18 protein-coding genes are annotated in these 20,676 nt (G+C 69.8%); 10 read left to right on the top strand and 8 right to left on the bottom strand.

Annotated elements, in window-relative coordinates; genetic code table 11:
- Positions 1-22: 22 nt before the first annotated feature.
- Together ACIBEI_RS18900 and ACIBEI_RS18895 are read left to right on the top strand one after the other, a co-directional pair.
- Positions 23-763, top strand: coding sequence for a hypothetical protein (locus tag ACIBEI_RS18900; protein ID WP_398890106.1), 741 nt, complete (start codon positions 23-25; stop codon positions 761-763).
- A 49-nt stretch (positions 764-812) separates the two neighbouring features.
- The gene (locus ACIBEI_RS18895; RefSeq protein WP_398890104.1) at positions 813-1,031 is read left to right on the top strand and encodes a hypothetical protein; all 219 of its coding nucleotides are present in this window, start codon (positions 813-815) and stop codon (positions 1,029-1,031) included.
- Between the two features lie 130 nt (positions 1,032-1,161).
- Here ACIBEI_RS18895 and ACIBEI_RS18890 read toward each other — a convergent pair whose 3' ends face one another.
- The gene (locus ACIBEI_RS18890; RefSeq protein ID WP_398890102.1) at positions 1,162-2,457 is read right to left on the bottom strand and encodes an MFS transporter; all 1,296 of its coding nucleotides are present in this window, start codon (positions 2,455-2,457) and stop codon (positions 1,162-1,164) included.
- Positions 2,458-3,017: 560 nt separating this feature from the next.
- Here ACIBEI_RS18890 and ACIBEI_RS18885 point away from each other — a divergent pair.
- From ACIBEI_RS18885 to ACIBEI_RS18875, 3 genes are all read left to right on the top strand, one after another.
- A complete protein-coding gene (locus ACIBEI_RS18885; RefSeq protein ID WP_398890100.1) occupies positions 3,018-3,707 on the top strand; it encodes a TetR/AcrR family transcriptional regulator in 690 nt (229 codons plus the stop codon).
- Between the two features lie 249 nt (positions 3,708-3,956).
- Positions 3,957-4,628 carry a DUF998 domain-containing protein gene (locus tag ACIBEI_RS18880; protein ID WP_398890098.1) on the top strand — a complete coding sequence of 224 codons (672 nt, stop codon included), beginning with the start codon at positions 3,957-3,959 and terminating at the stop codon, positions 4,626-4,628.
- Positions 4,625-5,296 carry a TetR/AcrR family transcriptional regulator gene (locus ACIBEI_RS18875; RefSeq protein WP_398890096.1) on the top strand — a complete coding sequence of 224 codons (672 nt, stop codon included), beginning with the start codon at positions 4,625-4,627 and terminating at the stop codon, positions 5,294-5,296. The genes ACIBEI_RS18880 and ACIBEI_RS18875 overlap by 4 nt, the downstream gene beginning before the upstream one ends.
- A 61-nt stretch (positions 5,297-5,357) precedes the next feature.
- Here ACIBEI_RS18875 and ACIBEI_RS18870 read toward each other — a convergent pair whose 3' ends face one another.
- Both ACIBEI_RS18870 and ACIBEI_RS18865 read right to left on the bottom strand, forming a co-directional pair.
- Entirely contained in the window at positions 5,358-6,359 is a 1,002-nt protein-coding gene (locus ACIBEI_RS18870) for a LacI family DNA-binding transcriptional regulator (RefSeq protein WP_398890094.1), read from the bottom strand.
- Between the two features lie 97 nt (positions 6,360-6,456).
- Positions 6,457-7,794 (bottom strand): GH1 family beta-glucosidase, encoded by a 1,338-nt coding sequence (locus tag ACIBEI_RS18865; RefSeq protein ID WP_398890278.1) that lies wholly within the window; start codon positions 7,792-7,794, stop codon positions 6,457-6,459.
- 310 nt (positions 7,795-8,104) lie between these two features.
- Between ACIBEI_RS18865 and ACIBEI_RS18860 the strand changes: the two genes are divergently transcribed.
- Together ACIBEI_RS18860 and ACIBEI_RS18855 are read left to right on the top strand one after the other, a co-directional pair.
- Complete coding sequence (locus ACIBEI_RS18860) at positions 8,105-10,348, top strand: glycoside hydrolase family 9 protein (protein WP_398890093.1); 2,244 nt, start codon at positions 8,105-8,107, stop codon at positions 10,346-10,348.
- A 110-nt stretch (positions 10,349-10,458) separates the two neighbouring features.
- Positions 10,459-11,451, top strand: coding sequence for a glycoside hydrolase family 6 protein (locus tag ACIBEI_RS18855; protein ID WP_398890091.1), 993 nt, complete (start codon positions 10,459-10,461; stop codon positions 11,449-11,451).
- Between the two features lie 147 nt (positions 11,452-11,598).
- Here the strand turns inward: ACIBEI_RS18855 and ACIBEI_RS18850 are convergent, their stop codons facing one another.
- Together ACIBEI_RS18850 and ACIBEI_RS18845 are read right to left on the bottom strand one after the other, a co-directional pair.
- Positions 11,599-13,560 carry a DUF2264 domain-containing protein gene (locus tag ACIBEI_RS18850; RefSeq protein WP_398890089.1) on the bottom strand — a complete coding sequence of 654 codons (1,962 nt, stop codon included), beginning with the start codon at positions 13,558-13,560 and terminating at the stop codon, positions 11,599-11,601.
- The gene (locus ACIBEI_RS18845; RefSeq protein WP_398890086.1) at positions 13,557-14,594 is read right to left on the bottom strand and encodes a LacI family DNA-binding transcriptional regulator; all 1,038 of its coding nucleotides are present in this window, start codon (positions 14,592-14,594) and stop codon (positions 13,557-13,559) included. Before ACIBEI_RS18845 ends, ACIBEI_RS18850 begins: the two co-directional genes overlap by 4 nt.
- 338 nt (positions 14,595-14,932) lie before the next feature.
- On the opposite strand from ACIBEI_RS18845, the gene ACIBEI_RS18840 reads away from it, so the two are divergent.
- From ACIBEI_RS18840 to ACIBEI_RS18830, 3 genes are read left to right on the top strand one after another with little or no spacing between them, the layout of a single operon-like run.
- The gene (locus ACIBEI_RS18840; RefSeq protein ID WP_398890084.1) at positions 14,933-16,420 is read left to right on the top strand and encodes an ABC transporter substrate-binding protein; all 1,488 of its coding nucleotides are present in this window, start codon (positions 14,933-14,935) and stop codon (positions 16,418-16,420) included.
- Positions 16,421-16,429: 9 nt separating this feature from the next.
- Positions 16,430-17,425, top strand: a complete 996-nt coding sequence (locus tag ACIBEI_RS18835; protein WP_398890082.1) for a carbohydrate ABC transporter permease — start codon at positions 16,430-16,432, stop codon at positions 17,423-17,425.
- Between the two features lie 26 nt (positions 17,426-17,451).
- Entirely contained in the window at positions 17,452-18,318 is an 867-nt protein-coding gene (locus ACIBEI_RS18830; RefSeq protein ID WP_398890079.1) for a carbohydrate ABC transporter permease, read from the top strand.
- Positions 18,319-18,344: 26 nt separating this feature from the next.
- Here the strand turns inward: ACIBEI_RS18830 and ACIBEI_RS18825 are convergent, their stop codons facing one another.
- From ACIBEI_RS18825 to ACIBEI_RS18815, 3 genes are all read right to left on the bottom strand, one after another.
- Positions 18,345-19,115: an aspartate/glutamate racemase family protein gene (locus ACIBEI_RS18825; RefSeq protein ID WP_398890077.1), complete on the bottom strand. Its 771-nt coding sequence runs from the start codon at positions 19,113-19,115 to the stop codon at positions 18,345-18,347.
- Between the two features lie 78 nt (positions 19,116-19,193).
- Positions 19,194-19,676, bottom strand: a complete 483-nt coding sequence (locus ACIBEI_RS18820) for a MarR family winged helix-turn-helix transcriptional regulator (protein WP_398890075.1) — start codon at positions 19,674-19,676, stop codon at positions 19,194-19,196.
- 92 nt (positions 19,677-19,768) lie between these two features.
- Positions 19,769-20,623, bottom strand: a complete 855-nt coding sequence (locus tag ACIBEI_RS18815) for an alpha/beta fold hydrolase (protein WP_398890073.1) — start codon at positions 20,621-20,623, stop codon at positions 19,769-19,771.
- Positions 20,624-20,676: the final 53 nt, after the last annotated feature.

Here is a 20,676-nt window from a genome sequence, read left to right as displayed (position 1 = left end):
CCTCGCGTTCGTCGCCACCCTCATGTACCGCATCGGCCTACCCGCCTGGCGTTCCCTCCACCACCGTCTGCGCGCCAAGTTCGTCATCACCGAGGCACCCGGCACGGTATCGGGCACACTCAAAGGCCACCGCCTGGACAGGATGAAGACCTCCTCCGGCCAGTTCTTCGTCTGGCGCTTCCTCGACGGCCCGGGCTGGACCCGCGGCAACCCGTACACCCTCTCCGCCGCCCCCACCCGCGACCGTCTGCGCATTACCATCAAGGCCGCCGGCGACGGCAGCGCACGCGCCGCCCGCCTCGCCCCGGGCACGCGCGCTCTGATCGAGGGCCCGTACGGCACCCTCACCGCCCGGCGGCGCACCCAGCCCCGCATGCTCCTGATCGCCGCGGGCATCGGCATCACGCCCATGCGCGCCCTCATCGAAGACACCGCCTACGCCACCGGCGAGACGACGCTCATCTACCGCTACAGCGAGGAGCAGCACGCCGTGTTCGCCGACGAACTCCGGGCGATCGCCGCCGACCGCGGCGTCGAGCTGAACTTCCTGCCGGGGCCGCGCCGCGCCGACACCTCCTGGCAGGCCGCAGGCCCCGCCCACCTCGACGACGACGCCCACGTCCTCAGGAACCTCGTACCTGACATCGCCCGCTGCGACATCTACGTCTGCGGCCCGCCCGCCTGGATCACCGCTGTCCGCAGGGCCGCACGCGGCGCCGGGGCGCACCGGGATCACGTCCACACCGAGGAGTTCGCCTGGTAGACGCACCTGTCACCCGCCGGTTCGAATTGCCCATCTGTAGGAGAACCCCATGCGACGCATCACCATCTGGATCACCGCCACTCTCGCCGTGGCCGCCCTTCTCTTCGCCTTCCAGCTCAACCTTTCCGGCACCACCGGCAAATCCGGAGACGGCGGCAACCACACCGAGCCCGGCTCCACCGCCCCGGCCGATCCCGACCAGGCCAAGCCCGGCGACGACACACCGGGCGACGGCGAACACGTCGGCAAGCCCGGCGAGAGCAAGTAGGAAGCAGACGCAGCCGATTCCGCGTGCGCGACGGTCATCGCCCGGGCGGGCGTTGCGGGTTCACTCGTTCCCGAACCCAGGAATCCGAGAACCCGCGCGCCTCCGCCAGGGGCGGCACCCCCTGGGAACGTCAGCCCGTCCGGCGGGTGACCAGCCACACGCACACGAGGCTGACCAGCGTCACCCCCGTGAGATAGAGGCTGATGGGTACGGTCGATTCCCAGCTCGTGTAGAGACCTGTCGCCACGGTCGGGGCGATGCCGCCACCGAGGATCGATCCGAGCTGGTAGCCGAGCGAGGCCCCGCTGTAGCGCACTTCGGCCTTGAAGAGTTCGGAGAACAGCGCCGCGATCGGCCCGTAGACGATGCCCATGAACACCGCCGTTATCAGGAGTGCGATCAGGATCAGGGCCGAGTCGGCGGTGTTGATCATGGGGAACAGCAGGAGCGTGGAGGCGACGAGACCCGTGGAGCCGACCATGAGCACCTTGCGTCGGCCGTGCCGGTCCGACAGGGCGGAGGCCCAGGGGATGACCGCGAGCCACACCGTGGACGCGATCAGGGTGAAGGTGAGGATGAGGTTCCTGCTCAGTCCGAGTACGGCGGTTGTGTAGGACAGCAGGTAGGCCATGAAGATGTAGCCGACCGCGTTGATGCCGATGAAGGCCCCGGCGGACAGGAGGACTTCTTTCCAGCTCTCGCGCAATACGGTGACGATCGGCATCCGTTGCCCGGAGTCCGCCTTCTTGACCTCCTGGAATTCGGGGCTCTCCGTGACGGTGAGACGAATGACGAGGCCCGCCACGACCATGACGGCGCTCGCCAGGAACGGAATGCGCCAACCCCACGCCAGGAACGCCTCGTTGCTGAGATTGTTCGTGAGGGCCAGGAACACCAGGTTGGCGACGATGAGCCCGCCCGGCACACCCATCTGCGGAAAGCTGCCGTAGAAGGCCTTCTTCCGGTCCGGGGCATGCTCGACCGCCATGAGCACCGCCCCGCCCCACTCCCCACCGACCCCGAGTCCTTGGACGAACCGAAGGGTCACCAGCAGAACCGGTGCCCAGACACCGACGGTCTCGTACGTCGGAAGCAGCCCGATCCCCACGGTGGCGAGCCCCATGGTGAGCAGCGAGATCACCAGCATGGACTTGCGGCCCACCCGGTCACCGAAGTGCCCCATGATGATTCCGCCGATGGGGCGGGCCGCGAATCCGACCGAATACGTGGCGAACGCCGCCAGCGTCCCCGCGGCCGGGGAGACGGAAGGGAAGAACAGCGGCCCGAACGCGATGGCCGCGGCCATGCCGTAGATGAAGTAGTCGTACCACTCGATTGCGGTGCCGATGAAGCTGGCCGTAGCGACTCGCATCGGGCGAACCCGCTTCTGAGCGGGGGCCGTGGAGAGATTTCGATCGATGGTCACTGCTGTCTCCTGACAGGGTGGATGACGCGGTCGCAGCTCTCATCGAGGCATGGCGAACGGAGACATGCCTGAGTGAACCGGGGGACATCCGCGCTTGGTTGACGTACGGGTTGGCGTGCGGGATGACGTACGGGATGACGTACGGGTTGGCGTACGGATCGAGGCAGTTCTTCCTTGTCTTCCTTGCCTCAGCTCACGACGGGGGTCCTGTCGGCGGGCAGGGTGGGGCCGGCCTCCGGACGGGCTTGCGCGCAGGTGGGATGAGCACGACGACCAGGCCGTACCTCGCGTCGGCGCAGACCCCTCGGGCCGCACGGCTGCTGTCGCCCCAGGAGTACCGACCGAACGATTGGTCGTTTGATGGTTGGTAAGTAAAGGCAGCCCCGCAACCCGTGTCAAGAGGGCGGAACGGGTGGAAATTCATGCGCACTTCGACTCGCCGAGGTGGCCGCCGGACCTCGACGAGCAGGCCCCGGAACGTGCTCGGCGCACTGTGCGCGACCGCGTCCGCCCCTGCCGTCCCGAACCGTCCAGGTGATCAACGGGGCTACTCTGGGGCCATGAATGACGGTTCCCGGTCCATGGGCGACAAGGGCGGTGGCCGTCCCCTGAGGCGCGATGCCGCGCTCAACCGGGAGAGGATCCTGCGCGCCGCGCGCGAGATCTTCGGTCGGCGCGGGCTGGGGGTCACGCTCGACGACGTGGCCCACGAGGCCGGAGTCGGCGTCGGTACGGTGTACCGCCGTTTCCCCACCAAGGAAGCCCTCGTACGGGCCTTGTTCGAGCAGGATCTCGAGCTGCGGCAGCTCTCCGCGCGGAGGGCACTCGCGCACCCCGACCCATGGCAGGGGTTCGTCGACTTCCTGATGGAGATGACGGCCGACCTCGCCGAGAACCGCGGCCTCCATGAAGTGATCATGCTGGGGAGCCATAGTTCCGGACCCATCGAGACGGCTCGGGGCGGCATGCTCCCCTTCCTGGAGGCCCTGATCCACCGCGCCCAGGAGAGCGGAGACCTCCGTGCGGAGGTGACTCCCTCCGACATCCCCGTCATCCAGCAGATGCTCAGCGCGGCCGTCCAGTTCACGCAGGGCAGGCGGCCCGAAATCTGGCGCCGCTACATCGAGATCCTGCTGGACGGCCTCCGGCAGCGCCCCGGCAACCGGGCGCTGACGACGGAGAGCCTGGGCAACGAGACGGTGGAGGAGCTGATGGGCCTGGCCGCCAGGCCCGCCACGGCCCAGGAGTAGCGGTCCCGCACGGCCATTGCCATCGGCACTATGTGGAGATACTTTCTCCACATAGTGCTCGCACGGCTGCGTCCACGATGTTCGGCGTGATCGCAGGGGTCACGGTTCTCGGTCCGGGGGGTGATGGCAGGTGACCTGATGTCGGGCCGGGGGAAGATGGCCACATTCGATAACTGGATAGATCTATCCACTTGCTGCTACGTTGGTATCCGTCGACGTCGCCACACGGCGTCGTGAGAGGGGTTCCCGATGTCTCGCAGAACGTGGATTCCGCTGGGAGCAGTGATCCTCGTGGTGAACGCGGTGCAATGGGTCGTCGCAGAGGCGATCACCGCGGCCGCCTGGACCAGTCCGCCCTACAGCTACGCCCGGAACTACATCAGCGACCTCGGCGTACCCGACTGCGGCACTCGGTTCCAGGGCCGCGACATCTGCTCCCCGGACCATGCGCTGATGAACACGTCGTTCATGCTCGAGGGGATCCTGTTCGCGACGGGTGTACTGCTGCTGGCCCGGCTGGTGGAGGGCCGCGCACGTCGTGTGGTCATCGCCCTCGCGGTCGCGCACGGCGTGGGGATGGTGCTGGTCGGCCTGTTCCACGGCTCCGAGGGCGGCCCGTCTCTCGGACTCGCCGCTCATGTCGGGGGAGCCGGGGTGGGCATCCTCTGCGCGAACACGCTGGCGATCCTGGCGGGGTCGCTTCGCAGCCTCGGTCTTCCCTCGGAGTACCGCGTCTTCAGCGTCACGGTCGGCGTCCTGGGCATGGTGAGCGTGGCAGCCGTGGGCGTCTCGGCGAGCATGGCCGGGGTGTTCGAGCGGGGCAGTGTCTACTCCTGGCTGCTCTGGAGCGTCGTGACGGGAGTCCTGATCCTGGCCAAGTACGTGCGCCGCCCCGCCGTGGTGGAGAATGTCTCGGCGTGACCCGGGAAACGCAACGCCCGCTGCGCGCGGACGCCGAACGAAACCGCAGGCTGATCATGGAGACGGCCGACCGGATGTTCGCCCAGCGCGGCTCCGCCGTCACCCTCAACGAGATCGCGCGCGAGGCCGGGGTCGGAGTCGCCACGGTCTATCGACGCTTCCCGGACCTGCAAGTGTTGATCGACGCCCTGTTCACCGAACGGTTCACCACCTTCCTGCAGCTCGCGACGGACGCCGAGCAGCAACCGGACCCGGGACAGGCTCTGCGCCACTACCTGCTCGCGGCGGCCCAGTGGCGGGCCCGCGACCGGGCCCTCGACGTCATCCTCGCCCACGCGAGCATGGACGACAGGTCCATCGCCCGGATGCGCGACGACCTCGGCCGCCACGTGGACGGCCTGGTGGAAGGCGCGGTCGCAGCGGGCGCCGTCCGCGCGGACTTCGCCAGTCCCGACGTGTACGCCTTCCTCCACATGATCGGCGCCATCGCCGACCGCACCGAGGACATCGCCCCCGAGGCCTGGCGCCGCTACGCCGAGGCCCTGCTGATGGGCTTCGGCCTGGAACAGGGCCCGGCGGAGCACACGTCCTCGATGACCGACGGCCAGATTCGCCGGACCTGGCCGGTGCCGTCCGCGCTGCCGCCGGGTGACGCCGGGGAGGCGTAGGCACAGGGCCGAGCGCGGTAGGCGCAAGGCTGAGCGTGCCACCCACGGTCGCACGGTCGCGCTACGCGGACTCCCTGATCACCAGATCCGTCGGCAGGATGAGGGGCGTCGGCTCCTCACCGCCCAGCACGCGCACCAGCATGCGGGTCATCTCGCGGCCGAGAGCCACGATGGGCTGGTGGATCGTCGTCAGGGACGGCTGGGTGTGCCGGGCGGTGAGGATGTCGTTGAACCCGACGACCGCGACGTCCTCCGGGACGGCGCGGCCGCGCTCGCGCAGGACGCGCAGGGCGCCGGCCGCCATGGCGTCCGAGGCGACGAACACCGCGTCCAGGTCCGGGTGTTCGTCGAGCAGGCGGGCGGTCGCCGCCGCGCCGCCCGCCTCGCTGAAGTCGGCGTGGGCCACGCGATGGTCCTTCAGCCCGGCCAGTGCGACCGCCTCCCGGAAGCCCAGGTAGCGGGAGACACCCGCGTGCATGTCCTGCGGGCCGGTGACGGTACCGATGGCGCGGCGGCCCGTCGAGATCAGGTAATCCACGGCCTGGCGGGCCCCGCCGCGGTTGTCGGCGTCCACGTACCAGCGCGGGGCCCGGTCCAGGGGGCGGCCTCCGTGCACCACGGGCACGCCTCCGGCCTCGGCCACCTTCGCCAGCGGATCGTTCTCGCGCAGGGCCAGCAGCATGACGCCGTCCGCGCCCCGGGACTGGAGGATGCGGGCCAGCCGGGCCCGGCCCCGCTCGGAGGCGGCCAGGACCAGCAGCAGTTCGAGGTCCGTCTCCTCGATGACCGCGTTGACGCCGGTGATCACCTCGGCGAAGAAGAGGTTGGCGAACAGCGCGGGATCGTCGCTGGAGATCGCCAGCACCACCGCGCCGCGCCGCTGCGAGGCGAGCGAACGGGCCGCCACGTTGGGCACATAGCCCAGCTCCGCCACGGCACTCTCCACCGCCTGCCGCGCCTTCTTGCTGACGTGCTGACGGTTGTTGATCACCCGCGAGACGGTTCCGACGGACACCCCGGCGCGCAGCGCCACCTCGTCGAGCGTCGGTGGCCGTCTGGTCATGTGGGGCGGCTCCTGATTCGTACGGATGGAGTGGGCATAGTGCGTACGGATGGGGTGGGCAGTAGCAGCACTGTAAGCGCGAACGGAGCTGGCGTCGTCACAGGCCGCCGCGCCGGATGACCTCGGCGTACCAGCGGGCGCTGTCCTTGGGCGTGCGGTGCTGGGTCGCGTAGTCGACGTGCACGATGCCGAAGCGGGGCCCGTAGCCGAAGGACCACTCGAAGTTGTCGAGGAGCGACCAGACGAAGTAGCCCTTGAGCGGCACACCGTGGCCGATCGCCCGGGCGCAGGAGCGGAGATGGCCGTCCAGGTAGGCAACGCGGTGCGTGTCGTGCACGCCGTCGTGCTCCACCACGTCGTCGAAGGCCGCCCCGTTCTCCGTGATGTAGAGGGGTACGGCCGGATAGTCGTCCTTGAGGCGAAGGAGAAGTTCCAGGAGTCCCCTCTCGTCGATCTCCCAGCCCATCGCGGTCCTCGGCCGGCCACCGTCGGCGACACGCACCAACGGCGAGCCCACATAAGCGGATTGGGTCGGTGTCGTGCTGCCGGCGACCAGCATGGGCGCGTAGTAGTTGACGCCGAGGTGGTCCAGCGGTGCCCCGATCCGCTTCAGGTCACCGTCATGGATGTGCCCGAAGCCGGTTACCTCGCGGAGGTCGGCGAGTACGTCGTCGGGGTACGCGCCACGCAGCAGCGGGTCGAGGAAGAGGCGGTTCTGCATGCCGTCGATGCGGCGGGCCGCGTCCAGGTCGGCGGGTTCGCTGCTGACCGGGGTGACGTGGGTGAGGTTGAGGGTGATGCCGACGTGCGAGTCGTCGCCCCGTATCGCCTCCGCCGCCAGGCCGTGGCCGAGCAGCAGGTGGTGGGCGGCGCGTACGGCGGCGGCGGGTTCGCGGCGGCCGGGGGCGTGGCGGCCCGTGGCGTAGCCGAGGAACGCCGAGCACCACGGTTCGTTGAGGGTGGTCCAGTGGGTGACGCGGTCGCCCAGCGCCTCGTGGACGAGGGCGGCGTACTCGGCGAACCGCTCGGCGGTGTCCCGGGCGGGCCAGCCGCCCCGGTCCTCCAACGGCTGGGGCAGGTCCCAGTGATAGAGGGTCGGCCAGGGCTGGATGCCCCGGTCGAGCAGGGTGTCGGTGAGACGGCGGTAGAAGTCGAGGCCGCGCTGGTTGACCGGCCCGGAGCCGGTGGGCTGGATCCGGGGCCAGGCGAGAGAGAGCCGGTAGGCGCGCAGGCCGAGTTCGGCCATCAGCGCCACGTCCCCGGGGAAGCGGTGGTAGTGGTCGGCCGCGACGGCTCCGGTGTCACCGCCCTGGATGGCGCCAGGAGTCGCCGCGAAGGTGTCCCAGATGGAGGCACCCCGGCCGTCCTCGGCGACCGCGCCCTCGATCTGGTAGGCCGATGTGGCGGCGCCCCACAGGAAGCCGGGATCGAACATGCTCACTGAGTTGAACCTCCACCGGTGGGATTTCCGAGAGCGCTAACAATCGGAATGCTCTCGTCCTTGATTCGAATATCGCTGGTGAACTGGGTTGACGCCGCAGCTCGGCCGGTCTCTGCGTGATGGTTCGGATCAAAACTGGAAGCGCTTACGGTCGCAGACTAGAAGTGCGGCGTTCAATCTGTGAAGGGTTCGGACGCAGAAAAGACTGATGTGCGTGAAGGCTTGACAGCCACGATGCCCACGCCGAACATCTGGCACTGACGCCGCACAGAGCCGGGAACCCTGCCACCGAGAAGGGCCCGGCATGTCCCACAGAGCCAGATGGGGTGCAGTCTTCCTCGCACCCGTCCTGACCGTCGCCCTGGGCGCGACGCCCGCGCACACCGCGCAAGCAGCAGCGGAACCGGCAGCGGAACCGGCGTACGAACGAGTGCTCAACGGCACGTTCGACACCGTGAAGAGCCCCTGGTGGAGCAGCGGCAACTCGCCGTCCGCCGTCAGTCTGGGCCGCCTGTGCGCCGACGTGCCCGCGGGGACCGTCAACCCATGGGACTCGATGATCGGCCAGAACGACATCCCGCTGGAGGCCGGCCAGCCCTACACGCTGCGTTTCACCGCCTCCGCCACCCGGGACGTGTCCATCCGCGCCGTGGTGCAACTGCCCGCCGCTCCGGCCACGTTGAACAAGACCGTCGCCGTCACCACCACGCCCAAGTCCTTCCAGTTCACCGGGACTTCCACGACCGTCGGCCTGCACGCACAGCTGCAGTTCCAACAGGGCGGCGCCGCCCAGCCGTTCACCCTGTGTCTCGACGACGTCTCCCTCACCGGCGGCGCGATACCCCCTGGCGGCGGGCGCGACTTCGGCTCCCCGGTGCGCACGAATCAGTACGGTTACGCCGTCCACGGCCCCAAGAAGGCGTCCATCGTCAACTCCTCGACGAAGCCCGTGCGTTGGCGCCTGCTCGATGCCTCGGGCGCGGTCGTGAAGACCGGACGCACCGATGTCCAGGGCAAGGACACCGCCTCGGGCGACCATGTGCACATCGCCGACTTCAGTTCGGTGCGCAAGGCCGGTACGGGCTACACGCTCGCGGTCGGCGACGCGTCGAGCTTCCCGTTCGCCATCGCGGACAACCCGTACTCGGCCCTGCGCAAGGACGCGCTCGACTACTTCTACGCCGTCCGCAGCGGCACGCCCATCGAGGCCCGGTACGCCGGTGACGCCTACGCCCGGCCCGCCGGACACGTCGGCGTGGCACCCAACAAGGGCGACACGGACGTGCCCTGCCTGCCCGGCACCTGCGACTACTCGCTGGACGTCCGGGGCGGTTGGTACGACGCGGGCGACCAGGGCAAGTACGTCGTCAACGGCGCCATCGCCGCCTGGCAGTTGATGGACTCCTACGAACGCTCCCGCGGCCAGGGCGACGCCGCCGGGCTGCGCGACGGACTGCTGAGCATCCCCGAGAACGACAACGGCGTCCCGGACGTGCTCGACGAGTCGCGCTGGGAGACGGAGTTCCTGCTGAGCATGCAGGTACCGGAGGGTGAACCGCTGGCAGGCATGGCCCACCACAAGATCCACGACCTGGCCTGGACCGCCCTGCCCACCCAGCCCGAGAAGGACTCCCAGCCCCGCTATCTGCACCCGCCGTCCACGGCCGCCACCCTCAACCTCGCCGCCGCGGGCGCCCAGTGCGCCCGGGTGTGGGCCCGCTACGACGAGGTCTTCGCACGCACCTGCCTGACCGCCGCCGAGACCGCCTGGAAGGCCGCACTCGCCCGTCCCGACGTGTACGCCCCGAGCAGCAGCAGTGTCGGCGGGGGAGCGTACGCCGACACGGACGTCACCGACGAGTTCTCATGGGCCGCCACGGAGCTGTACGCCACCACGCACGACCGTGCCTATCTGTCCCGCATCGACACGAAGATCACCTCGGCCGGGTTCTCCTGGCGGGACACCGGCGCGCTGGCCGACCTCACCGTCGTCCGCCTGCCGAGCCGGTTCCCCGCCCCGATGGTCGCCGCCGCGCGCAAGCGGGTCCTGGCCGTCGCGGACGGCTTCGTACGGGACCAGCGGTCGCAGGGCTACCCGAACCCCAGCCTGCCCGCCGACGGCGTCTACGTCTGGGGCTCCAACAGCGTCACCGCGAACAACGCCCTGGTCATCGCGACCGCCTACGACCTAACCCACCGCGACGTCTACCGCGGTGCCGTGCTGGAGTCGCTGGACTACCTCTTCGGCCGCAACGCCCTCAACCAGTCCTTCGTCACCGGATACGGCACCCAGGACAGCCACAACCAGCACAACCGCATCTGGGCCCATCAGATCGACCCCAAGTTGCCGACCCCGCCGCCCGGTTCGCTGGCCGGCGGCCCCGACTCCGCCCTCCAGGATCCGGTCGCGCAACAGAACCTCGTCGGCTGCGCCCCCGCCACCTGCTACATCGACGACATCTACTCGTACTCGACCAACGAGATCGCCATCAACTGGAACTCCGCACTCGCCTGGGTGGCGGCCTTCGCCACTGACTCCGCGCGCTGAGAGCCGGTCTCCGCAGCACCGCCGTGGCCCCGCCCGCGCCGGACGAGCGCGGGCGGGAGCCGAGCCGAGGGGCCCGCGGCAGCCCCGCCCCCACAGAAAAGGGACTCGCCATGCGATGGAACGCCCTGTTCAGGACTGCCCTGTTCAAGACCGCTCTGCCCAGAGTCGCTCTGATCTGTCTGGTCGCCCTGCCGCTGTCGTTCGCGACGGCCGGTCCTGCGGCCGCCGCCAGTCCGATCTCCCTGACCAGCGGCTTCTACTCCAACCCCGACTCCGGCCCGGCCGTCTGGGTCCGGAACAATCCCTCCGACGCGCGCGCCGCGCGCATCCAGTCGTCCATCGCGTCCCAGGCGATCGCCCGTTGGTACACCGGCGGTGAGAGCGGAGGGATCGGGCCGGCCGTGGCCAACTACGTCGGCGCCGCCGACAGCCGCGACAAGCTGCCGGTCCTCGTCGCGTACAACATCCCGCTCCGGGACGCGTGCGGCGGACACTCGTCGGGCGGCGCGGGCAGTGTGGCCGAGTACCGCACCTGGATCTCTACCTTCGCGGCGGCGGTGGGTACCCGCCCCGCCGTGGTCGTCATCGAGCCGGACGCGTTGTCGGACTTCAGCTGTCTGAGCAGCGCGCAGGTCAGCGACCGTCTGGCGATGCTCGCGTACGCCACCCAGATGTTCCAGCAGAAGGCACCCAACACCTGGGCCTATCTGGACGCCGGACACACCAACTGGGTCGCCCCGGCGACCATGGCGAGCCGGCTGAACTCCGCGGGCGTGCGCAACATTCGCGGCTACTCCCTGAACGTCTCGAACTTCTACTCCACCGGGTCCTCGGAGACCTACGGCAACTCGATCAACTCGTCGCTGGGCGGCGGGTCCCACTTCGTCGTGGACACCAGCCGCAACGGCAACGGTTCCAACGGCGAGTGGTGCAACCCGGCCGGGCGCAAACTCGGCGTCACCCCGCGAGTGGGCGGGGGCGAGGACCTGCTGCTGTGGGTCAAGACACCGGGCAACTCCGACGGGCAGTGCGGCATAGCCCCGACCGTCCCCGCCGGACAGTTCAGCCCCGCGATCGCCGTCCGGCTCATCGACGGCACGTGATTGCGGCGTACGTCGCCTGATTCCGGCGTCGCCTGATTCCGGCGTTGGTCGCCGATCGCGGCGTACGGCACCTGATCCCGGTGTGGGGCGCGGGCCCCTGACACCCGCGCCTCACACCGTACCCACTCGTCGGGCTCGTCAGGCTCGTCAGCGCGGCGACTCCAGGCGGACCGTGTCCTTGGTGCCGTCGGGCCAGGTGACGGAGGCGAGGGCGGTCCCGTCGCCGTCGTAGGAGACTTCCAGGCAGACGCCGTCGGCCGCGGCCGGTCCCTCGACCACTCCGGAGAGGCAGACCAACGCGGCGTACACCGTGCCCAGTTGGACCTCGGCCGTCGTGGCGAGCCAGGGTGTCGCCGAGTGCGGGCCGAGGGCATTGGCATCCTGTGCGGTGGCGATGCCCGCCTCGTCGAAACCGCGCAGCGCGGCCACCGTGCTGAACAGGCCGTCCGGGCGGCGCACCCAGGCGCCGGGCCCGGTCTCTTCGTGCGTGAACGGGGGCTCGGCGGCGGCCAGGCAGTAGCCGCCGAGCCGCAGCCGCAGCGGTTCCTGAACCAGGCCGTCGACCCGGGTCAGCCGGAGCTCCAGCGGCCCGTTCAGCACCGACGCCGTCGTGATCCACGGACCCGTACGGAAGGAGGGCGCGGGGTCGTGGGCGTACGGGGCAGGCACCGGGCCGAGCGGCCAGTGGGCGCGGTGGCGGGAGACGGCGGTGCGCACACCGAGGTGCAACCTGGTCAGCGGACGGCGGTGGGAAGGGCGTCCGCCGGCGTCGAGCAGGGCGATGTGCGAGTCGAGCGGGTCGTTGAGACTCGCTTCCGTGCTGTCGGGGGCGGCGTGGGAGCCGTAGGCGAGGCGGCTGTAGACCGGGTCGTCCGCCTCGGGGGCGACGCCGTCGCCGTAGGCGTGGTCGCTGCCGTGGTTGACGACGCGTACGACCCCGTCCGCGGCAGTGCCGGAGACGAGCCACCCCGGGGCGGTCAGCGTTCGCCGCACGTCCCGGGTCTCGATCGGCAGCGGCTCCTCCTTGTCCGTCCACACCGGATGCTCGGCGGGCAGCACCAGTCCGGCGAAGCCCTTGCTCGACCAGTACGGGGAACCGGGCCCGGAGTACGGCTGCCGGATCGCCGCGAACTCCCCGTGCCAGCCCAGCGGTTGGAGCCCGCGTTCGTCGAAGCAGCCGGCCTCGGTGAAGTGTCGTAGGACTCCGCTCGCGAGACGGCGGGTGCGGCCCGCCGGCAGGGGAGTGGCGTCGAAGACGGCGCCGGTCCACAGCGGGCAGAGTGTCGCGTAGCGGTACGTGAGCGAGCGGCCCTGGTACAGCGGGGCGCCGTCGGCCGCCACGAGGTGCTGGGCGTCGTCCAGGTAGCGGCGCAACCGGGCCCGGTAGCGGGGGAGCAGTGCGGGGTCGGCGTCGGCGCCGGAGATGCGGCAGTACCAGAGCGGGTAGTACTGCATGGCCCAGCCCGAGTAGTGGTCGAAGTGCCGCAGCGGGCCGCCCGTGCCGTTCCCGTCGGAGTACCAGCCGTCGCCCGCGTACCAGTCCTCCGTCCGCGCGATCGCGTGGTCGATGTCGGGCGCGCTCCACGGGGCGCCGACCGAGCGCAGGAACGCCGACGTGATCGCCCTGAACCAGACCCAGTTGTTGTCGGAGACCTCGCTGCCGAGCAGGTCCGTCATCCAGGCGACGATCCGCTGCCGTACGCCGTCGTCCAGCCGGTCCCAGATCCAGGGCCGCGTCTCGTGCAGCGCGATCGCCACCGACGCGCACTCCACCTTGGCCTGCCCGCACTCGCGCATGCTCGGCCAATGTTCAGGGGAGTCCGGGTCGGTGCCGGCGGCCAGGCCCTCGGCGTACCAGTCGGCATGACCGCGAGGGTCGGTGTCGCCGGACTGGGCCAGGCGGAAGCCGGCGAGCAGGAAGGTACGGGCGAAGCCTTCGAGGCCGTCGCTGTGCCGGCCGTTGCGGCTGGCGGGGCCGGGCAGATGGAGCAGGGCGTGCCGGTCGGTGGCGTACGGGCGGACGGCGGCCAGTTGCGCGTCGGCCAGCCCCTCCCAGTGCGTACGCGTCCAGCCGGTGTACGGGGAGAGGAGCCGGTCCTCAGGTATCAACTGTCCACCTTTCCAACGGTGTTGAGGCGGGCCGGGGGCGACACCGACTGGCGTACGACGACGTGCGAGCCGAGCACCACACGGCGGCTCGGCGGATCGGTGGGGCGGCGATGCAGGGCGAGGCGGGTCGCGGAGCGGCCGAGCTCCTGCTGGGGGACGTGCACCGTGGTCAGCCGGGGGTAGAGGTCCTCGGCGAGCGGGATGTCGTCGAAGCCGACCACGGAGAGGTCGTCGGGGACCGAGCGGCCCAGGTCACGGGCGGCGGCGATGGCGCCGGCCGCGCTCATGTCGCTCGCGCAGAAGATCGCGGTGGCGTCCGTGTCGGTCAGGAGTCGGCAGGCCGCCTCGTAGCCGGACTCGCGTGTCATGTCGCTCTCGGCGACGAGCGCCGGATCGGGCTTGACGCCGTGCGCGCGCAGGGCACGCTCGTACCCTTCGAGGCGCTGGCCCGCCACGCTGAACTCGTGCGGACCCGCCAGATGGGCCACCCGGGTGTGACCGGCGGAGAGCAGATGGCTGGTGGCGGCGAAGGCGCCGCTCTCCATGTCGCACTCCACCACGTCCACCGGTGCCTTCGCGCCGCCCTTCCACGGCCGGGCGCAGAGCACCAGACGGGCGCCGGCTCGGTCCAACCCCTCGGCGGCGGCGGTGAGTTGGGCAAGGTGCTCCTCGGTCTCGGCCATGCCGCCGACCAGGATGATCGCCTCCGCACCCCGCTGGCGCATCAGGTCTATCACCGACAGCTCGCGCTCCGGGACGCCCTGGGTGGAACAGACGAGGCAGACCCGCCCGTCGGCGACGGCCTGCTCCTCCACCCCGGAGGCGACGTTCATGAAGAACGGCGAGGTGATGTCGTTGACCACCATCGCCACCATCCCCGAAGCGGTGTTGAGGGAGCGGGCGTTGGCGTTGACCACGTAGTCGAGGTCCTGAACGGCCTGCATGACCCGCTCGTGCGTCGCCGGGGGAGCGGTGTACGCCCCGCTGAGGATCCGCGAGACGGTGGCGACGGACACTCCCGCGCGCGACGCCACGTCACGAATCGTCGCCCGACCTGCGGAACCCCGACCTTGAGCCATGCTCTGCTTCTCCTTGCCCCGGTGAACAGCCGATGTGAGTAACACCGATGAAAAAGTTACACAACTGGCCCGGGTTTCTCTACGCCCAGGCAGAGGTCGGGTCTGCCGCGCTTGCCGCGGTCGCGGAAATCGTCCCGTAAAGCCTCGTCGAACCTCTTGACGGCCGTGAGACGCCGCCTTAACGTCCCGGTTACTGTAAACGGTTCAGTGAACGTTACATGCGGCTCGGCATCCCACCGCATCCCTCTGCATGCCTCTTCGCATCCCTCTTCTCCGCCTCGGAGGAACACCAGATGACTTCGTCGAACGTCTCCAGACGCGGCCTCCTGCGCACCGCCGCACTGGGCGCCGGAACCATGGCATTGGGCGGCGGCCTGAGCGCATGCGGCTCCGGCTCCCCCTCCGCGTCGGCGGACGCACTCACCTACTGGGACTGGTACGTCACCCAGGCCCCCTGGGTCGACAGGGAGATCGAGCTCTACGAGAAGGGCCACAGCGGCGTCAGCGTCAAGAAGACCACCCAACAGAACGCCAAATACGCGGACTTGGTCGCGCTCGCCAACCGCAGCGGCAACCCGCCGGACGTCTTCATGATCCCGCAGGTGCCCACCGTCGCCGAACAGGTCGCCAAGGGCTGGCTGATGCCGCTCGACGAGTGGGCCACCCCCAAGTGGCAGTCACGCTTCCCCGAGGGCACCTTCCTGGAAGGCGCCAACGTCTTCGACGGCAAGGTCTACTCGGCCCCGCTGAAGGGCTCGGGCCCGCAGCTTCAGCTCTACATCCACCACGGCGTCTTCAAGTCCGCCGGACTGACGAACGGTGACGGCAGCGTCAAAATACCCAGGACCTGGGACGAGGTGACCAGCGCCGCCCAGACGATCACCAAGAAGAGCGGCGGCAAGTCGTACGGCTTCGGCTTCGGCAACGCCGACGGCATCGGCGTCCTCGCCTGGTGGCTGGACCTGTTCGTCCGCGGCGCCGGAGCCCCCGGAGGCGCCCTGACCGGTGCGGCCACCGGCATGGACTACCGCGTCGGCAAGTGGACCTACGGCAGTGACCGGGCGTACGCCGACTTCCTGGAGCTGTTCGTCGAATGGAAGAAGCGCGGCTTCTTCCACCCCAACTCCGTCAGCCTCTCCGACGAGGCGGCCCGCGCCTTCTTCGAGCGCGGCAAGTTCGGTATGACCGTCGGCGGTGTCTGGAACCAGCCCGAGTGGACCCAGCACAAGTTCACCGACTACAGCCTGGTCACGCTGCCCTCGCCCACCGCGACCCCGAAGGGGTACTACTACGCGGACCCGGTCGGCAACGGCGCCTTCGCCGCGGTCTCCGCCAAGAGCAAGAAGGCCCGCGAGGCCTTCCAGTGGCTGGACGCGCTGACGTCCCCCGCCGCCGGGCGCCGCTGGGTCGAGGACCTCAACGGCGTCTCCGCCCACCCCGCCAACAACAACCCGGACGGCATCGACTCCAAGCCCTTCGCCGCTTTCGTCGGCATGACCGAGCAGGTGCTGTCCGGTCCGGTGCCCCTCGTACGCAACCCGGAGCTGGCCGGCGTCGCACCCGGCGCGCCCAAGCCGGACATCACCGATGTGGTCACCGGCATCTACACCGGCCAGATCAAGGACGTCCAGGGCGCGTTGAGCAGCCTGGCCGACAAGAAGTTCCAGATCCTCTCGGACGCGGTCGCCGCGGCGGCCAAGAAGGGCAAGAAGGTCAGCACGTCCGACTACGTCTTCGCGGACTGGGACCCCACCAAGCCGTACACCACGAAGAAGGCGTGAGCAGCCACGATGTCACTCCTCGAAACCCGAGAGCGTCGGCGAACGCCCCCGACCGCACCGCCGGCCGCCGCCCGGAGGAGCCTCTGGCAGCGCATCCGCGCCGCCAAGTGGTCGTACCTCTATCTCGCCCCGATGGCCGTGCTGCTGCTGGCCTTCGTGATCTACCCGATCTTCGCGTCCTTCGGCTACACCTTCTACCGCTGGAACGGCATCGGCTCACCGGGCGACTATGTGGGCCTGGCCAACTTCCGGCAGATCCTGCACGACGGCATCTTCTGGGGCGCCGTCAAGCACACCTTCGTCTACGCGTTCGTGCTCGTCCCGGTGCAACTGGTGATGGCGCTGGCGCTCGCACTGGTACTGAACAACCCGAAGCTCAAGTTCGCGCTGTTCTTCCGGACCGTCTACTTCATCCCCGTCGTCACCTCGGCCGCGGTCGTCGGCGTGGTCATCCAGCTCATGCTCGCCAACTTCGGTGACTCGGCGGGCAGTCTGCTGGCCAAGACCGGGGTGACCAACGGGCGCGTCGACTGGCTCGGCGACCCGAACACCGCCCTGGCCGTGATCATCGCGATCGGGATCTGGCACACCCTCGGCTACAACCTCGTCTACTTCCTCGCCGGACTGCAGACCATCCCGGCGGAGCTGTACGAGGCGGCGAAGCTCGACGGCTGCGGCCCCGTCCAGTCCTTCTTCCGCATCACCGTCCCGATGCTGCGCCAAGTCGGCGTCGTCATCGTGGTGTTGGCCTTCATCGGCAGCTTCCAGGTCTTCGACCTGGTGCAGGTCCTCACCGGCGGCGGCCCGTACTTCGCCACCGAGGTCGTCAACACGTACATCTACCACCTGGCCTTCGGCGGTTCCCCGGGCTCCGCCGCCCAACCCGACATCGGCCTGGCCTCCGCGGCCTCGTTCCTCTACGGACTGCTGCTCATCGTCTTCTCCGCGCTGCAGGTCCTCGCCCTGCGCCAGATCAGCCGTCGGCGCACGGCCGCCCATCAGTGAAGGGGTCCAGTGAAGGGGTTCCGTCGATGACCACACTGTCCACGCGTCCACACCCGCGAACGCGGCCGAGCCTGCGCCAGGGCCGGCGCGGCCTGCTCTATCTCGCGCTGCTCGGCGGCGGAGTCATCTGGCTCTACCCGTTCCTGTGGGCGCTGGGCAGCTCGCTCAAGAGCACCGACGGCTTCTTCTCCGGCGGACTGAACCCGATCCCCTCCGAGTTCCACTGGTCCAACTACAGCGAGGCGTGGACGCAGGCGGACTTCAGCCGCTTCTTCGTCAACACGGTCCTGTTCGCCATGGGTACGGTCGTCGTCACGCTCCTCGCCACCTCCATGGCGGGCTACGTCCTGGCCCGCACCGACTTCCCCGGCAAGAAGATCTGGCTGGGCCTGGTCGGAGTCACCCTCTTCCTGCCGCACGGCTACACGATCATCCCGGTCTTCGACCTGATCCAGCGGCTCCATCTCCTCAACACCCTCTGGTCGGTGATCATCGTCCAGTCGGCGGGCGGGATGGTCTTCGGCACCTTCCTCTTCATGGGCTACTTCACGACGATCGACCGGGGCCTGGAGGACGCGGCTCGCGTGGACGGGGCGAGCTTCCACCAGATCTTCTGGCGGATCATGCTGCCGCTGTCCGGGCCGATGCTGGCGACCGTGGGCCTGTTCGCCTGCATCACCGCCTGGAACAGCTTCTTCATCCCGCTGGTCTTCACCCTCTCCCGCCCCGAACTGCACACACTGTCGGTGGGCATGTTCAACTTCATCGGCCAGAACTCCACCGCCTGGACCCTGGTGTGCGCGGGATCGGTCATCACCCTGCTGCCCATCGTGCTGATCTTCGTCGTACTGCAGCGGTTCTTCATCAACGGGCTGGCCGGGGCGGTCAAGTAGGAGCGAGGACGATGTCCCGTATCGGCTCAGGCGCCCGCCGGGCCGGGGACCTGGCCGCCGAGCAGGCTGCCCGCGCCGGGAACGACCGTGGGCAGACCCAGTTCGACGAGGATGCGGTACGCCGTGGCGGTGGCCGCCGAGAGCACCGGCAGCCCCGCCGCGTCCTCCACCGGCTGGATCGACGGCAGCGAAGGCATCTGGACACAGGCGGACAGGACGAGCGCGTCGGCCCGTGACAGGTCGAGCCGCTTCCAGTGCTCGCGCAGATCGGCCGGGTCGAGACGGGCGACGGCCAGGTTGTCCGGCACCTCCAGGCTCAGCGCGTCCACGACCTCGACACCCGCGTCCTCGATGTAGTCCGCGACCAGCTGTGTCAGCGGCTTCAGGTACGGCGTGACGATCGCGACCCGCCCGGCGCCCAGGGCCTTGATGCCGTCGAGCAGGGCGCCGGCGCTCGACACCACGGGGGCCTGGGAGCCCTCGGCGCGCAGCACACCGGTGATCTCGTCCTCGGCCGTGCAGTGGTACCCCGACCCCTGCGCCATGATCGCGACGAGGCAGGCCGTGGCGACCACGTCGGGCCGGGCGTCGGCCAGCTCCAGCGCCGCACGCCCGGTCTGCGCGTTCATGGCGCGCAGCTGCTCGGGAGTGACGTGCCGCATCCGCATGCGGCTGCTGTGGAAGACGAACCGGTCCTCCGGAACCGCGGACTCGCGCTGCCGCATCATGCGCGGCAGCTCCGTCTCCATGGTCAGGTTCGAGCTGGGCACGATCATGCCGATGCGGTGGTCGGTCACAGGGTCCTCCGGGTGTCCGGCGTACGTGGGATACGTACGGTGGTCGGCGACCGGGGAACCGCTGTCCGCGGCGGCGGGTTACGAGTCCTCGGCCAGTCCCTCCCAGTGGTCGGCGAGGGACGTGAGCAGATGCATGACTTCTTCGCGCCGCTCGGGCCCGAACGGTCCGAGAAGGCGTTCGTCGAGCTGGCGCGCGCGGTGGTTCGCGCCTTGGAGCGTCCGCTCGCCCTCCTCCGTCAGATGGAGCAGCTTGCGGCGGCCGTCGTCGGCGGCCGTCCTGCGCACGATCAGGCCCCGGTTCTCCAGCCGCCGGGCGACGTCCGCCATCGTCGACGTGTCCAGGGAGACCGCGGACGCCATGGAGCGCTGGTCGCTCCCCGGCGCCGCTTCGACAGCCTGGAGCACCGCGAACTGCGGGCCCGTGAGCGTCGGATCGACGGCACGGATCCAGGCCGCGAGATACGCCTGGTAGAGGCGGCGGACCTGGTAGCCGGGCGCGGCGGTGAGCGCGGGCGGAGGTCCGGGAGGCGTGGACGTCGGGGTTGAGGTTTCGTCACCCATGGAGCCCACTTAAGCACGGCACTTGATCGAGTCGTTAGCCGGACCTGCGGTCTTCGGGAACCCACGCGCAGATGTGAACCCGCGCACCGATGTCATGCCAGCATCGGGCGCAGTACCTGGCGCAGGGCCGTGAGTGCGGCGGTCTGGTTGTCCCAGAACAGCATGTGGCCGGCGTCCGGGATCTCGGTCAGTACGGCCGACGGCAGCAGCCGGGCCGCCTCCGCCGCGCCCTCCGCGGTGACGACGGGGCTGTCCGCGCCGTACAACAGCGCCGTGGGTCCGGGCACGGACGGCCACCAGTCGAAGAAGTCCTCGCTCTCGAAGCCGCGGTGCGTGGCCGTGACGGCCTCGGTGTCACAGCTTGCCAGCCAGCGCGCCCGCAACTCCTGCTCGCGGCGCGGCCAGCGCGGCCAGGACCGGGCCACCTCGTCCGCGTCGGTACCGCGCCTCGCCTGCGCCAGCTGGTCGAGGAAGGCGTCCAGCGGAGTGGGATAGGGCCCGCGTCCGGGGCCGCTCATCGGTGGATCGCCCAGCACGGTGCCCCGCAGCCCCACCTTGGCCCGGACGGCGGTCACGGCCGCGATCCGAGCGCCCATGGAGTGCCCGAAGAGGACCGGCTGGTGGAGGCCGAGGCCCGCGACGACGGCCTCGGTGTCCTCGGCGTACTCCTCCAGCCCGTACGAGCCACCGCCGTCGGACAGCCCGCGCCCACGGACGTCGACCACCAACGGCCTTACGAGAGAGGTCAGTTCACGGGCCACGAAGTCCATCGCGACGGCCGGGCTGGTGATGCCCGGCAGCACGACCAGCGGGACGCCGTCACCGCCGTAGTCCAGGACGTGCAGGCGTGTGCCGCCGGAGAGAACCCAACGGCTGGTGGCGGGGACGTCCGCGAGATCGGCCAGCGCGGACTGCGCCAGCAGGCGGGTGGGCGGGGGTGGGGGCATGCGGTGGTCCTCCGTCGAGGTGTGGTGCGGGAGAAAGGGGGGGGGCAGACGGG

The sequence above is a fragment of the Streptomyces sp. NPDC050988 genome (assembly GCF_044456225.1).
GTDB lineage: Bacteria > Actinomycetota > Actinomycetes > Streptomycetales > Streptomycetaceae > Streptomyces.
The sequence above is the reverse complement of the archived record's forward strand: the minus strand, read 5'-3'. Positions and strand labels throughout refer to the sequence as shown.

Bases quoted from the DNA above. Each gene is read 5' to 3' on its own strand.
- ACIBEI_RS18815 (WP_398890073.1), bottom strand. From the start codon at position 20,623: ATGCCCCCACCCCCGCCCACCCGCCTGCTGGCGCAGTCCGCGCTGGCC.
- ACIBEI_RS18865 (WP_398890278.1), bottom strand. From the start codon at position 7,794: ATGTTCGATCCCGGCTTCCTGTGGGGCGCCGCCACATCGGCCTACCAG.
- ACIBEI_RS18870 (WP_398890094.1), bottom strand. From the start codon at position 6,359: ATGACCAGACGGCCACCGACGCTCGACGAGGTGGCGCTGCGCGCCGGG.
- ACIBEI_RS18900 (WP_398890106.1), top strand. From the start codon at position 23: ATGTACCGCATCGGCCTACCCGCCTGGCGTTCCCTCCACCACCGTCTG.
- ACIBEI_RS18820 (WP_398890075.1), bottom strand. From the start codon at position 19,676: ATGGGTGACGAAACCTCAACCCCGACGTCCACGCCTCCCGGACCTCCG.
- ACIBEI_RS18860 (WP_398890093.1), top strand. From the start codon at position 8,105: ATGTCCCACAGAGCCAGATGGGGTGCAGTCTTCCTCGCACCCGTCCTG.
- ACIBEI_RS18880 (WP_398890098.1), top strand. From the start codon at position 3,957: ATGTCTCGCAGAACGTGGATTCCGCTGGGAGCAGTGATCCTCGTGGTG.
- ACIBEI_RS18895 (WP_398890104.1), top strand. From the start codon at position 813: ATGCGACGCATCACCATCTGGATCACCGCCACTCTCGCCGTGGCCGCC.
- ACIBEI_RS18855 (WP_398890091.1), top strand. From the start codon at position 10,459: ATGCGATGGAACGCCCTGTTCAGGACTGCCCTGTTCAAGACCGCTCTG.
- ACIBEI_RS18885 (WP_398890100.1), top strand. From the start codon at position 3,018: ATGAATGACGGTTCCCGGTCCATGGGCGACAAGGGCGGTGGCCGTCCC.
- ACIBEI_RS18835 (WP_398890082.1), top strand. From the start codon at position 16,430: ATGTCACTCCTCGAAACCCGAGAGCGTCGGCGAACGCCCCCGACCGCA.
- ACIBEI_RS18840 (WP_398890084.1), top strand. From the start codon at position 14,933: ATGACTTCGTCGAACGTCTCCAGACGCGGCCTCCTGCGCACCGCCGCA.
- ACIBEI_RS18830 (WP_398890079.1), top strand. From the start codon at position 17,452: ATGACCACACTGTCCACGCGTCCACACCCGCGAACGCGGCCGAGCCTG.